At 42.2% G+C, this 11205-nt stretch carries 11 protein-coding genes; 8 read left to right on the forward strand and 3 right to left on the reverse strand.

Annotation, left to right across the window (positions count from 1 at the left end; genetic code table 11):
- Nucleotides 1–28: 28 nt before the first annotated feature.
- Nucleotides 29–1435, reverse strand: a complete 1407-nt coding sequence (locus AAA938_RS02675; RefSeq protein ID WP_338227078.1) for a hypothetical protein — start codon at nucleotides 1433–1435, stop codon at nucleotides 29–31.
- A gap of 121 nt (nucleotides 1436–1556) precedes the next feature.
- Here AAA938_RS02675 and proS point away from each other — a divergent pair, with 121 nt between their 5' ends.
- The 3 genes from proS to floA all read left to right on the forward strand — a co-directional run bounded on the left by proS (nucleotide 1557) and on the right by floA (nucleotide 4598).
- On the forward strand, nucleotides 1557–3038 hold the full coding sequence (gene proS / locus AAA938_RS02680) for a proline--tRNA ligase (RefSeq protein ID WP_338227079.1): 1482 nt from the start codon (nucleotides 1557–1559) through the stop codon (nucleotides 3036–3038).
- Nucleotides 3039–3126: 88 nt separating this feature from the next.
- Complete coding sequence (locus AAA938_RS02685) at nucleotides 3127–3585, forward strand: NfeD family protein (protein WP_338227080.1); 459 nt, start codon at nucleotides 3127–3129, stop codon at nucleotides 3583–3585.
- A gap of 2 nt (nucleotides 3586–3587) precedes the next feature.
- Complete coding sequence (gene floA / locus AAA938_RS02690) at nucleotides 3588–4598, forward strand: flotillin-like protein FloA (RefSeq protein ID WP_338227081.1); 1011 nt, start codon at nucleotides 3588–3590, stop codon at nucleotides 4596–4598.
- Between the two features lie 26 nt (nucleotides 4599–4624).
- Here the strand turns inward: floA and AAA938_RS02695 are convergent, their stop codons facing one another.
- Both AAA938_RS02695 and hemA read right to left on the reverse strand, forming a co-directional pair.
- The gene (locus AAA938_RS02695) at nucleotides 4625–6190 is read right to left on the reverse strand and encodes a WG repeat-containing protein (protein WP_338227082.1); all 1566 of its coding nucleotides are present in this window, start codon (nucleotides 6188–6190) and stop codon (nucleotides 4625–4627) included.
- Nucleotides 6191–6280: 90 nt separating this feature from the next.
- The gene (hemA, locus tag AAA938_RS02700; protein ID WP_338227083.1) at nucleotides 6281–7549 is read right to left on the reverse strand and encodes a glutamyl-tRNA reductase; all 1269 of its coding nucleotides are present in this window, start codon (nucleotides 7547–7549) and stop codon (nucleotides 6281–6283) included.
- Nucleotides 7550–7736: 187 nt separating this feature from the next.
- Here hemA and AAA938_RS02705 point away from each other — a divergent pair, with 187 nt between their 5' ends.
- The 5 genes from AAA938_RS02705 (at nucleotide 7737) to AAA938_RS02725 (ending at nucleotide 11202) form a co-directional block, all read left to right on the forward strand.
- On the forward strand, nucleotides 7737–8420 hold the full coding sequence (locus AAA938_RS02705; RefSeq protein ID WP_338227084.1) for a ComEA family DNA-binding protein: 684 nt from the start codon (nucleotides 7737–7739) through the stop codon (nucleotides 8418–8420).
- A gap of 42 nt (nucleotides 8421–8462) precedes the next feature.
- Nucleotides 8463–8930, forward strand: coding sequence for a type I restriction enzyme HsdR N-terminal domain-containing protein (locus AAA938_RS02710; protein WP_338227085.1), 468 nt, complete (start codon nucleotides 8463–8465; stop codon nucleotides 8928–8930).
- A 74-nt stretch (nucleotides 8931–9004) separates the two neighbouring features.
- A complete protein-coding gene (locus AAA938_RS02715; protein WP_338227086.1) occupies nucleotides 9005–9718 on the forward strand; it encodes a Crp/Fnr family transcriptional regulator in 714 nt (237 codons plus the stop codon).
- 36 nt (nucleotides 9719–9754) lie between these two features.
- Nucleotides 9755–10267, forward strand: coding sequence for a rhodanese-like domain-containing protein (locus AAA938_RS02720; RefSeq protein WP_338227087.1), 513 nt, complete (start codon nucleotides 9755–9757; stop codon nucleotides 10265–10267).
- A gap of 167 nt (nucleotides 10268–10434) precedes the next feature.
- Nucleotides 10435–11202, forward strand: coding sequence for a DUF547 domain-containing protein (locus tag AAA938_RS02725; RefSeq protein ID WP_338227088.1), 768 nt, complete (start codon nucleotides 10435–10437; stop codon nucleotides 11200–11202).
- The last annotated feature ends 3 nt before the right edge of the window (nucleotides 11203–11205 follow it).

The following is an 11205-nucleotide window of genomic DNA, read 5'->3' on the forward strand; positions in this document are numbered from 1 at the left end:
AGAAAATTTTGGATAAAAAAAAGGGGAATTAATTTCCCCTTCCTCCTCTGGATCCTCCAGAGCTGCCTCCAATGGATCCGCCTGAACTTCGGCTAGGAGCACTAAAGCTACTCCCACCTGAACTTCGGCTTGGTGAGCTAAATCCCCCTGAGCTAGATCTGCTTGGAGAGCTAGATCTGTTATAGCTTGGACTCGTAGATCTATTGTAACTTGGACTTGTGGATCTGTTATAGCTAGGGCTAGTTGATCTGTTGTAACTTGGACTCGTAGATCTATTATAGCTTGGTCTGCCCGATCTGTCATAAGATGGATTTGTTGACCTATTATAAGTAGGGCTAGAAGATCTTGACGGCGAAGTGGCATATCTTCCCGCAGGATAAGTAGCACCTCGAGAATTTACTCCTCTATCGTACGCAGCGGATGGTCTCGCTGAAGGAATAGAACTTCTTGTATTTACTGCACGATCAGCGGCTGGAGAGTTTACATTTCTAACTGTTCCGGTTCTGCTTCGTCCAGTATTGTAATAGTCATTTTGTGATGTTCCAAAATCTCTGCTGGCAACTCTTGAATTTTCGTTTGCAGAAATTCTTCTTGGAGAAGTACCTGCAGCATTGGCATCTCTTCTGGCTTGAGCTCTTGCTGTGTTAGGAACAATACCTGCTTGACTAGCTCGGAGCCCAGAATTTGTGATTCCTGCACCTCGGGTTGGACGAGCGCCATAGACAACTCTTCTGCCACCATATTCACCTCCTGGAAGTACATAAATAGGCCGTCCTGCATAGATTGGACTACCCCATCCGAAACCTGGATATCCCCATCCATACATTGGGTATCCCCAGCCAAAGCCTGGTGCACCCCATCCCATCATCCAAGGGTTGCCCCATCCCATGCCCATCCATGGATTGCCCCAACCAAAACCAAAACCAAAACTTAAATTAAATCCTGGTCTCCAGCCCCATCCTGGCCCCCAGAAAGGGTCGTAAAAGCCCATTCCCCATGGACTAAACATGGAACCGAATCCAAAACCGAGGTTAAAGTTTATGTTTGGAGAATTGCCATTTTGATTTCCATTGGTTGAGTAGAAGTTGTCATAGGCATTGATGTTGCCTTGAGCTATCTGTTCTGAACCTCCTTCATCAAAATAAACAACTCCGGATTGGTCAGCCTCTGATGTGGCCTGATATCTGGAAATATATTCCGGATTGACATTTCTTGTGCTAAAATTCTCCTCAGTCAGAGAATTCTCATTTTCCAGTGATTGGAAGGTTTTGGGATTGTTGTTTTCTACTGCGTATTGAGTGGCTATTTTGACGTCTGATGCCATGAAATAAAGATTGTCATTGGCGCCATTCATAGCCATTTTATTGGTGCTACAAGAACTGATTGCAAGTGCACCTAGTAGTATTGAAGCTGATATGATGGGTAATTTCTTCATTTTTGAAGTCGATTGTTACTTTCTTATACGGACTGACTGGACCGGGGTTTTACTTTTTGGTTTATATTTGCCAGCCCTAATTAAGCAAAATTAAGCACATTTTAATATTCCCCAAAAGCTAATGAGCAAAGGATTACCCAAGAGAAGTGAAGATTATTCACTCTGGTATAACGAATTGGTAAAAAGAGCTGACCTAGCCGAAAATTCGGCGGTAAGAGGATGTATGGTCATCAAACCCTATGGATTTTCCATTTGGGAAAAAATGCAGGCAGAATTGGATCGGATGTTTAAGGAAACCGGTCATACCAACGCCTATTTCCCATTATTTATCCCCAAATCCTATCTCAGCAAAGAGGCCTCACACGTGGAGGGATTTGCCAAGGAATGTGCTGTGGTGACTCATTATCGACTCAAAAATGCCGAGGATGGCTCAGGAGTTATTGTTGATCCAGAGGCTAAATTAGAGGAAGAATTGATCGTCAGGCCGACCTCAGAAACGGTAATTTGGAGTACTTATAAAAATTGGATTCAATCTTACCGGGATCTACCTCTTTTGATTAATCAGTGGGCCAATGTGGTCCGTTGGGAAATGAGAACCCGATTGTTTTTGAGGACAGCCGAATTCCTATGGCAAGAAGGTCATACTGCCCATGCCACAGCTGAGGAGGCGAAGGCAGAAACTCTTCAAATGATGCAGGTGTATGCTCAATTTGCAGAGGAGTTTATGGCATTGCCTGTGATTCGGGGCAGAAAAACAGAAAATGAGCGATTTGCGGGAGCTGACGATACCTTGTGTATAGAAGCCATGATGCAAGATGGGAAAGCCCTTCAGGCCGGCACTTCCCACTTCCTAGGACAAAACTTTGCCAAGGCTTTTGATGTCAAGTTTGCCACCAAAGAAGGTGGATTGGATTATGTATGGGGCACTTCATGGGGGGTTAGTACTCGATTAATGGGGGCCTTGATTATGGCACATTCTGATGATAATGGGTTGGTTTTACCTCCAAAATTGGCTCCAAATCAAGTCGTAATTGTTCCGATTTACAGAGGAGAAGCGGAATTGGAAGCTATATCTGAAAAGGCTAAAGAAATCATGATGGCCTTAAGGTCCAAGGGCATTTCAGTGAAATTTGACGACAGAGATACACACAAACCAGGCTGGAAATTTGCAGAATATGAACTGAAAGGAGTGCCAGTCCGAATTGCCATGGGCCCAAGGGATTTAGAAAACGGAACTATCGAAATTGCACGAAGAGATACCCTGACCAAGGAAACTTTTCAGCTTTCAGAAATGCCAGTTGAGGAGAAAATTTCTTCCCTTTTGGAAGAGATTCAAAAATCGATCTTCGAAAAGGCCCTTTCCTTCAGAAAGGAAATGACTACAGAAGTCAATTCGTGGGAGGAGTTTCAGCAAGTTCTTGATCAAAAGGGCGGTTTTGTGTCTGCTCATTGGGATGGCACCTCCGAGACGGAAGATAAAATAAAAGAATTGACCAAGGCTACCATTCGCTGCATTCCTCTCGACAGGAAAGAAGAATCAGGTGCCTGTGTGTTTTCTGGCAAGCCTTCTGAAGGGCGGGTTTATTTCGCCAAAGCTTATTAAAATAAATTCCCGGTTTTACCGGGTTTTTTTATTTCCTGCTTTCCTTTCGAGCGGATTCTTGTATTTTTAGGAATTCCTCAAGCATGTTATGGAAATTCTCATTTTATCCAGCCTTTTGATCATAGGACTAATCCTTTTACTGGTCGAGGTTTTATTTATTCCGGGCACCACCATTGTCGGAATCTTGGGTTTCGCAGTAAGTATTGCAGGAGTAATCTACGCTTTTTCTGAATTTGGATACGAGACTGCAATCTGGGTCACCTCCATAGCTGCAATAGCCAATCTGGCAGCCGTATGGTATGGGTTTAGCTCTGGGGTTTGGAATAAATTCTCCTTGAAAACCTCAATAACGGGTGGAGCGTTTGATGGCAGAACCGAGGGCTTAGAAGTAGGGATGAAGGGAAAGGCAGTCTCGGATATTAAGCCTATAGGAAAGGCCTTGTTTGGTGAGCAATTATTCGAAGTGAAATCTGAATCCGGATTTTTGGAAGCGGGCAAGGACATTGAAATAGTCAAAGTAGAAACCAATAAAATCATAGTCAAATAAATATGGATCCATCAAGTTCAATTTTCATTTTGGTAGCTGCCTTAGCGGGAATTACCTTACTCTTTATCTTTCTTTATTTTGTCCCTGTCAATCTTTGGATTACTGCTCAGTTTGCCAATGTCCGTGTGGGAATCGGCGAATTGATCGGTATGCGGATTAGAAAAGTGCCGCCAAGTGTGATCGTTAATTCATTGATTACTGCTACTAAGGCTGGTTTGGCTTTGACCACCAATGAACTGGAAACCCATTATCTGGCAGGTGGAAATGTGCCCAATGTGATTCGAGCTTTGATTTCAGCTGACAAAGCAAATATCAACCTTTCCTTCAAGCAGGCCACAGCGATTGATTTGGCTGGTAGAGATGTATTTGAGGCCGTTCAGATTTCGGTAAACCCCAAAGTGATCAATACCCCAAGTGTGGCAGCAGTGGCCGCTGATGGGATTCAATTGATTGCAAAAGCGAGGGTGACCGTGAGAGCCAATATCGCTCAATTGGTAGGTGGTGCCGGAGAAGAGACAATTCTTGCACGAGTTGGAGAGGGGATTGTGACTTCTATTGGTTCTTCGGTGAATCATAAAACGGTATTGGAAAACCCTGATAAGATTTCCAAGCTGGTTTTGCAGCGGGGTTTGGACGCGGGGACCGCATTTGAGATTCTTTCGATTGATATTGCAGACATTGATGTGGGTACTAACATCGGTGCAAAACTACAGATAGACCAGGCATCTGCTGACCTAAAGGTGGCTGAAGCCAAAGCGGAAGAAAGAAGAGCGATGGCAGTGGCATTGGAGCAGGAAATGAAAGCTAAATCTGTAGAGATGAGAGCCAAGGTAATCGAGGCAGAAGCAGAGGTTCCCAAAGCACTTGCAGAGGCTTTCCGCAATGGAAGCTTAGGTGTCATGGACTATTACCGAATGGAAAATATCAAGGCAGACACCACCATGCGTGATTCTATTGCCAGCTCGGATAAAGATTCGAAAGATTCAGGCTCAAATAAAAATGAGAAGAAATAAGAATGAAAAAACAAGAAAGGGAGCGATCAAGCTCCCTTTTTTCGTTTTCCTTCTGTAGGTTCCGGGATAAGAATTACCGGGGTATATGCCTCTTTTACAAGAATCTCCTGATTGGTCCAATCTGGAATAATCCGGTCATATTCCATAGGATAAATGACATCGCCTGAAGCACGGAAAGCACCAATTTTTCCGTCTTTTGAAAGAAGGATGAAGTCGTTATCCTCAACTTGGAGAAAGCTGTATTCATTCTGAAAAATCTCTTCCCCGTCTTTGTTTAGAATTCCTCTCTTTCCATTTTTCTCAACCAAGAAATAGCCCTCTTTTAGCCTGCAGATTTGGTCAAAGGGTAAAGAATTCAACTTTTCTCCATTTTCATTTAGAAGGTAAAATCCTTCATCGGAACTCACTACTGTCTTTCCCTCGCTAGTCTTTTTAATTTCTTTCCATTCCGCTATTCCTTTGAAGTCTCCTGATTTATTGATCAGTCCCCATTTTGTTCCTTGTTTATATGGAGCAAGGTTTTCGGCAAAGGTTCCAACTTCTTCAAAAGATGGGGGAATCACCCACTCTCCTGAAGAATTGATAAACCCGAATTTCCCGCCTTTTTTAGCTGGGAAAAGCCCTTCTTTACCCTCGCCAATCCATTCCGCATCAGATTGTGGATTTACCTGCCAGCCTTTTGGACCATAAAGGCCACTTTTCTGCTCTCTAAAGCGTACAAAGTAATTTTCTCCACTGATCCATTCCACTTCTTCCATTCCGACGGCATCGAGGAAAATCCCGTCCTCCTTCATGATTCTTCTCAGCTTTCCATGAATGTATTCAAGCATCAAATGTCCTGATTTGGTGATTTTGTGGAAGGAATTGTAAGTGACGTCTGCCTTGATTTCGTCTCCTTTGATGAGCAAATACTGATTGTCGTTGAACCCGTAGAAATGATTGTTTCTGGTGTATTCCAACTGCTCCAAAGTAGGTGACAAAACGTAGTCTCCCTCCTCATTGATAATGCCAAAACCTGATTCTTCTTTTGCCAAGAGATATCTTCCGTCGTTTTCTTCAAGGAGTTCATAGGGTCTTTGGGGATCTTTGGACTGAGGTAGGAAGTATTTCCCGCTTTTCTGGGCAATGACCACTCCAAGATGAGTCAAGTGAGCCTCTTCAAAAGAGCCGATTGGAGTTGTTTTTCCACTTCCTCTCTCAAAGACAAAATAATTGTTTCCTTTTTTCCCAAGTAGGCGGGTGGTATAAGTCAGGATTTCATCAAATTCTGCCGGGAGTACTTGTTGTCCATACTCATGATAGGCCCCAATGCCATTTTTTCCTTTTACCAAAATCCAAGGACTTAAATATTGGTAGACATCCTCTCCTTCCAAGGTGACGATCGGGTTGAGGTTTCTTGCCAAGAGAAAAAGTTGGTTGTCTTTTTTTCCGATCCGGACACTCTCTGAAAAGACATACACTTCATCGTACACTGCACGACTTTTCAGATTTCCCTGAAGGTCGTACACCTCCCAGGTCTGACCAAAGGATCTAAATGAAAAAAGTCCTAGTGAAATAATAAAGAATAGGAAAGCCAATCGCCTGTTTTTCATGGAATAGGGAGAATTCAAATGGGCCCAAAGATAAAAAGGCCAAAGGATCTGCAAATTACCTTTGGCCATTTCTTTGGAGTTAAGTGAGAATTATTTTTCAGTGGTGATTTTTTCCAAATCAAATAAGTCAGTGAGTATCTCGATCATCTCCTCAGCCTGATCTCGTTGGCATGCTGCTTTGAGCTGGATTACAGGTATTTTGATGATTTTTTGCATCATGCTTTTGGTAATCTTTTCAATGAGGACCTGTTCTTTTGGATCTGCATTCTTCAGATATCTGCTGATTTCTTCCTGTCTGATTTGCTCTAGACTTTGCTTGAGTTTATTGATGGTAGGGGAGACCATCATTTCTTTTTTCCAGTTGAAAAACTCAGCAATGCTTTCTTCGATAATGGTCTCTACTGCAGGAATTGCTCCAAGACGTTTGTCCAAAGCAGCAGAAGTTTTGCTTCTTATATTGTCTACATTGTAAAGGATGGCTCCTGGTACATCTTCGACGGTAGTTTCTATACTTCTTGGGACTGATAGATCAATAAATAATTTATAGCTCTGGATATCAAAGCTTTTGACCAATTCTTTGGTAATGAAGGGTTCATTCTTCATGATCGAGCTGACGATGACATCAGCTTCTTTCATGGCTTCAAGGGCGTTTTCAAATGGTACCACTTCAAAACCTAAAGGTGCTGCGATTTCTTCAGCTTTGCTGTAGGTTCTGTTGGTGATTTTTACCTTGGCCTGGGGGAGGTGTACCATGTTTTTGGCCACATCTTCTCCAATCTCGCCTACGCCAATCAGCAATATTCTTGGCTCAAAGGTGTTCACAGTCAAGCTTTCGATCAATTCCACCGTAGCATAAGAAAGCGAGGCCGCACCATCTCTAAAGGCAGTTTCTTGTACTACCCTTTTGTTAGTGAAGAAGATAGTGTGCATCAACCGGTGGAGAAAGGGGCCTGCCATATCCAAATCAGCAGCAGCCTGATAAGCTCTTTTCACTTGATTGGATATCTGAATGTCACCGATTACCTGCGCCTCAAGGCCCATGCTGACCCGGAATAGGTGCTCTATGGCTTGATTGTCTTCATTGAGTACTTCAAAGTAATTGAGGTAATTTACGACATCAGTTACCCCTTTTTCCAAACCTATAAGCTTGATGATTTCAGTGCTGAGGTCAAGTTCATGCCCGTAATAGACCTCTGTCCTGTTGCAGGTAGACAGGATCAGTGCATCACTCAAGCTGAAAAAATCCTTCGCCTTCTGAAGTATTCTTCTGATTTCCTCTTCTGTCAAAGAAATGTGCTCTCTAATTTGGACAGGAGCGGTTTTGTGGGATAAACTGATCGCTTTAAACTTGTTTGGCATGCCTACAATTTCTTGCAATGCAAAAATAACAGAGATCGGGCCGTGAAAGGTTTAAATTACAGGAACGAAAATTAATTTAGAATTTGTCTAAATAAAATATTTGATTTTCCTCATTTTTTTATTCGACTATTGACTCCGCTAAGGTTTATTCCTAAATTATTCGATGGAATAACTTTTGATTTTTTAAATGAAAAAGAGGCTTCAATTTTGGTTCAATACCTACTTCGGTTTTTCAAGTAAGGAAACAGTGGGTTTTCTATTGGTAGTGCCAATTTTAGGCTTGCTCAGTTTTGTCCCATTTCTTATTTCCTGGGTTAAAAATCAAAAAGAGGCTCTAAGCTATGTAGAATATACACTGGCCGTGGATAGTCTTGAAAAAGCGGGAGTAATCCTCGTTTCTTCTCCGTTACTGGCTTTCAATCCGCAGGACACAGTCAAAAAAGACTTCAAATCCAATCAATTAGAACGAATTAATAGGATTCCATTTTCTGAGGCGGATTCCATTACCCTTCAGATCGTACCCGGAATAGGACCTGCCACTGCAGGCAGAATCATCAAATACCGTGAGAATCTGGGTGGATTTGTTGCAAAAAGCCAGCTAATGGAGGTGTATGGAATGAAGGCCGAAACTGCTGAAGCGGTTTGGGAATTTTTTGAATTTGATCCGGGCATTCGAAAAAAACTTCAGATCAATCAAACCGAGGCTGCTGACTTGGCTAGACACCCTTACATTTCCTATTCTGAGGCAAAAGTGATCGTGGCTTACAGAAATCAGCATGGGGCATTTCGGAATTCAGAGGATCTGCTTAAAATCAGAATCTTCAAAAAAGAATGGGTAGATAAAATTAGCCCTTACTTGAATTTTGACTAGTTGATTGCCGGCAGTGAAATAAAATTCTGGCATATTTGGGCCATGATTGACCCTGTAGAGATTCAATTTCCCATTCTCAACCTCCCCCCTTTCCAAACTAAAATCAAGGAAGAAAATGGAAAGCTGATGATTCTGGATTCTTTACGGAAAAAATATTTGGTATTGACTCCTGAGGAATGGGTCCGGCAACATTGGATCAATTATTTGATCGAAGGGATGGCTTATCCCAAGGGTCTTTTGTCTCTTGAAAGAGGTTTGAAATACAATCAACTATCAAAAAGGACTGACTTGGTGGTATTTGATAGGGAAGGAGAGACTTTCCTTTTGGTAGAATGCAAAGCCCCCTCTGTAAAAATCAATCAAAATACCTTGATCCAAGCCCTTACTTACAATAAACCATTAAATTGTCCCCATATTATTCTTTCAAACGGTTTTCAGCATATCTGTATGTCTTTTGATGAAAGTAAAGGAGAGTTTGTTCAGAAAAGTACTATCCCAAAAGCTCCTTAAATTTTTCTTTCGAATTATGATTTTTATCATGTTTTTCTTACATTTCATTCAGTACGCCTAGCACAATTTCCAACATGAGTTCTCATTCCCATAACACACCCTGTGAGCTCTGTGCGAGTAGAAAGCATTCGCTCTTTTCAGACTTGCCCGAGCAGCATCTTTGTACCATCTCTGATCATAAAAATCTGATCTCCCATCGAAAAGGGCAGATTCTCTACTATGAGGGGACCAATCCTTTGGGGATTTTTTGTATCAATTCAGGCGTCGTAAAAATCTACAAAACTGCCTCCAACGGAAAAGAGCAAATCATCCACCTAGCCAAAAAAGGAGATTTCCTAGGCTATGCTGCACTCCTGGGTGAGGAAAACTACACGAATTCAGCGATGATCATTGAGGATGCCAAGATCTGCTTCGTTCCAAAAAATGCATTTTTGGCTACCCTGACTAAGAATACTGAGTTTTTCAAAAAAGTGACCAAAGCCATCAGCCACGAACTTGGGGAGATGGAGGCGAAGCTAACCGACGCCACTCAAAAAAGTATTCGGGAGCGCTTGGCATTTGTGCTATTGCAATTGGCCGATTCCTATGGAATAGAAGGAGGAGGCAGTCAGAAAATTGATCTTATTCTCAGCAGAGAAGAAATCGCTGGAATAGTAGGTACTGCGACCGAGTCAGTGATTCGCTTACTTTCCGAATTCAAAAAGGATAAACTGATTGAATTGGATGGGAAAAAGATCATTATTCTGGACAAAAGAGGATTGGCCCGGCTTTCGGATTTTTACGCCTGAGGAGAACCTTGATTAAAAAAATGGAGTTTTGCTCCTATGGTTCAGTCATCGATTCGTTTCTTTTCCTTCCGGGCCCAAGTGCTTTTGTGGCTTTTGCTCCTGCCTTTAGTTGGACATAGTCAGTCTTTAGCTTATAAGACCTTACTTTCTGGTATTTATGACAAGGATTTTCCTTTGATCTATCCTGAGGAGATTCAGGATTTGAGTCGATATCAAGTATTGGATACCAGAGAATGGGAAGAATACCAAGTCAGTCACCTTCCGGGTGCTATTTGGGTCGGGTATGAAACTTTTTCTTTGGAAAAACTGAAGGATGTCGACAAAAACAAACCCGTGATTGTCTATTGCAGTGTGGGAGCCCGATCCCAGGATATTGGTAAAAAACTGCAGGATCAAGGTTTTAAAGATATTCACAATTTGTACGGAGGGATTTTCCATTGGGTCAATGAAGAAAACCCCATAGTAAGCGAAGGAAAACCCACTGATCGCGTACATACTTATTCCAAGACCTGGAGTATTTGGCTCAATAAAGGACAAAAGGTTTACTGAGCTTTCCTGTCTTTGTCCGGACATTTGACATTCTTGGCTCATCCTTCCGGGATTTTGCATCGTATCTTCTGAAAAAATAGCTCTTGCTCTTTCGCCCATTTATTCGATTTGAGCTTCGGAGTAGTTTTCAAAAGTGCAGAGCAACTAATTCAGACAAAATCAAAATCATGAAAATCTTAGCTTCTCGATTTCTTCTTCTTTTCCTCACGATCGTCTCCTTTTCATGCGGCAAGTCTACCTTGGGCATGGCAGGGACTCAGCCTCCTAGTCATCAGATTTGGAATGAACTTCTTCAAAGCCATGTCAAACCTGATGGGATGGTCGATTACAAAGGGTTCATCAGGGAAAAGGCCAAACTGGAAAAATATCTGGCCATGATTTCTTCGCAAGCTCCCGACCGAAAAACCTGGTCCAAGAATGAGCAGATGGCTTATTGGATCAATGCCTACAATGCATTTACAGTCAAATTGATCGTGGATAATTATCCAGTGGAAAGTATTCGTGACCTTGGGCCTAAACTTAAAATCCCTTTGATCAAGGATGTTTGGCACTATAAATTTTTCAAAATCGGAGGGGTAGAAAGCAGCTTGGATGAGATCGAGCATTCTATTTTGAGAAAGGAGTTTGAAGAACCCCGAATTCATTTTGCCATCAACTGTGCTTCTATTTCCTGCCCTCCCTTATTGAATGAGGCCTTTGTGGCGGATAAACTTGAAAGTCAGCTTCAAAAAGTAGCCGTAGCATTTGTGAATGACCCCACCAGAAACAAGATATCTACCAATCAGGCTGAGGTGTCTTCCATTTTTTCTTGGTTTTCAGGTGATTTCACCAAAAATGGCAGTCTGATTGATTTTCTGAACAAGTATTCCAAAGTCAAGCTGAATTCCAAAGCCAAGATTTCCTACATGGATTACAATTGGAATCTCAACGAGTAGGGG

This window comes from Algoriphagus taiwanensis (assembly GCF_036245645.1).
GTDB classification, from domain to species: Bacteria; Bacteroidota; Bacteroidia; order Cytophagales; family Cyclobacteriaceae; genus Algoriphagus; species Algoriphagus taiwanensis.

What these genes read in the sequence shown, in the direction of transcription:
- hemA (WP_338227083.1), bottom strand. Translation starts at nt 7,549, where the DNA reads ATGCCAAACAAGTTTAAAGCGATCAGTTTATCCCACAAAACCGCTCCT.
- floA (WP_338227081.1), top strand. Translation starts at nt 3,588, where the DNA reads ATGGATCCATCAAGTTCAATTTTCATTTTGGTAGCTGCCTTAGCGGGA.
- proS (WP_338227079.1), top strand. Translation starts at nt 1,557, where the DNA reads ATGAGCAAAGGATTACCCAAGAGAAGTGAAGATTATTCACTCTGGTAT.
- AAA938_RS02675 (WP_338227078.1), bottom strand. Translation starts at nt 1,435, where the DNA reads ATGAAGAAATTACCCATCATATCAGCTTCAATACTACTAGGTGCACTT.
- AAA938_RS02710 (WP_338227085.1), top strand. Translation starts at nt 8,463, where the DNA reads ATGATTGACCCTGTAGAGATTCAATTTCCCATTCTCAACCTCCCCCCT.
- AAA938_RS02705 (WP_338227084.1), top strand. Translation starts at nt 7,737, where the DNA reads ATGAAAAAGAGGCTTCAATTTTGGTTCAATACCTACTTCGGTTTTTCA.
- AAA938_RS02725 (WP_338227088.1), top strand. Translation starts at nt 10,435, where the DNA reads ATGAAAATCTTAGCTTCTCGATTTCTTCTTCTTTTCCTCACGATCGTC.
- AAA938_RS02715 (WP_338227086.1), top strand. Translation starts at nt 9,005, where the DNA reads ATGAGTTCTCATTCCCATAACACACCCTGTGAGCTCTGTGCGAGTAGA.
- AAA938_RS02720 (WP_338227087.1), top strand. Translation starts at nt 9,755, where the DNA reads ATGGTTCAGTCATCGATTCGTTTCTTTTCCTTCCGGGCCCAAGTGCTT.
- AAA938_RS02695 (WP_338227082.1), bottom strand. Translation starts at nt 6,190, where the DNA reads ATGAAAAACAGGCGATTGGCTTTCCTATTCTTTATTATTTCACTAGGA.
- AAA938_RS02685 (WP_338227080.1), top strand. Translation starts at nt 3,127, where the DNA reads ATGGAAATTCTCATTTTATCCAGCCTTTTGATCATAGGACTAATCCTT.